Annotated in this window: 1 protein-coding gene; it reads right to left on the bottom strand. The window is 70.0% G+C overall.

What is annotated here, in order from left to right; genetic code table 11:
• Positions 1-144: 144 nt before the first annotated feature.
• Entirely contained in the window at positions 145-1,032 is an 888-nt protein-coding gene (locus tag ACFCZN_RS21470) for a carbohydrate ABC transporter permease (RefSeq protein WP_378233695.1), read from the bottom strand.
• Positions 1,033-1,163: the final 131 nt, after the last annotated feature.

The following is a 1,163-nucleotide window of genomic DNA, read 5'->3' as shown; positions in this document are numbered from 1 at the left end:
CACCTGCGCCGCGAGCGCGCGGCGCGGTCCCGACGGGCGGGCGCGTGCCGTGAGCGGTCCGCGCCGTCGCCGCCCGTGCCCGACGCCGCGGGCCGGGCCGGGCCGTCGTCCGCGCCCGGGAGCGTGGCCGGGCCGGGCATCACGTCAGACTTCATGGAAGACCCACCTCTTGCGCGTCTGCCACTGCACGAGTGTCAGGACGAGGACGATGACGAACAGCAGGACGGAGATCGCGCTCGCGTAGCCGAAGTCGTTGAAGCGGAACGCCTGCTGGTACAGGTAGTAGACGAGCACCGTGGTCGAGTTCCCCGGACCGCCACCCGTGAGCACGGCGATCTGCGCGAAGACCTCGAGCGAGCCGACGATCGTGAGGATCGAGACGAGCAGGAGCGTCGGGCTGATGAGCGGGAGCGTGATCGAGCGGAAGCGTCGCCACGCCCCGGCGCCGTCGATGCGCGCCGCCTCCTGGATCTCCTCCGGCACCCCCTGCAGCGCCGCGAGGAACAGGATCATGTTGAGGCCGACGTTCTTGAACACCTGGACGACGATCACCGAGATCATGGCCGTCGTCTCGCCGCGCAGCCAGTTCGGTCCCTCGATGCCGAGCAGCGAGAGGAACCCGTTGATCCCGCCGTCCGCCTGGAGCAGGAAGCTCCACACGATCGTCCAGGCGACGAGCGACACGACCACCGGCGAGAAGAAGAACGTGCGGAACGTCGTCGTGCCCGGGAGCTTCTGGTTGAGCAGCACCGCGAGGAGCAGCGCGAGCGAGATGTTGAGGACCACGAGGCCGATCGAGAACCACAGGCTCGCGAGCAGCGAGTCGCGCAGGCCGGGGTCGGAGAGCATGCGCTCGTAGTTGTCGGCGCCCGCGAACGTGAACGTGTTCGCGAGGACGTTCCACTCGTGCAGCGAGTACCAGACGACGGCGACCAGCGGCGCGACGACGAACGCGAGCGCGCCGAGCACGGCGGGCGCGACCATGGTGTACCCCACGGCCGCGTCCCGTCGTGCGAGTGCGGAGGACGCCACGCTCAGTCCCCGAGCAGGGGCTGGATCGCCGCGCACGTGTCGGCGAGCACACCCTCGACGTCGGCGTCCGCGGTCCACAGCGCGTCGAGCTGGGCCCGCACCGTGTCCTGCAGCTTGGCGAAGTTCTGGTG

This window comes from Isoptericola sp. NPDC056134 (genome assembly GCF_042264825.1).
Taxonomy (GTDB): Bacteria; Actinomycetota; Actinomycetes; order Actinomycetales; family Cellulomonadaceae; genus Isoptericola; species Isoptericola nanjingensis.
This window is presented reverse-complemented; position numbering and strand designations above follow the sequence as displayed.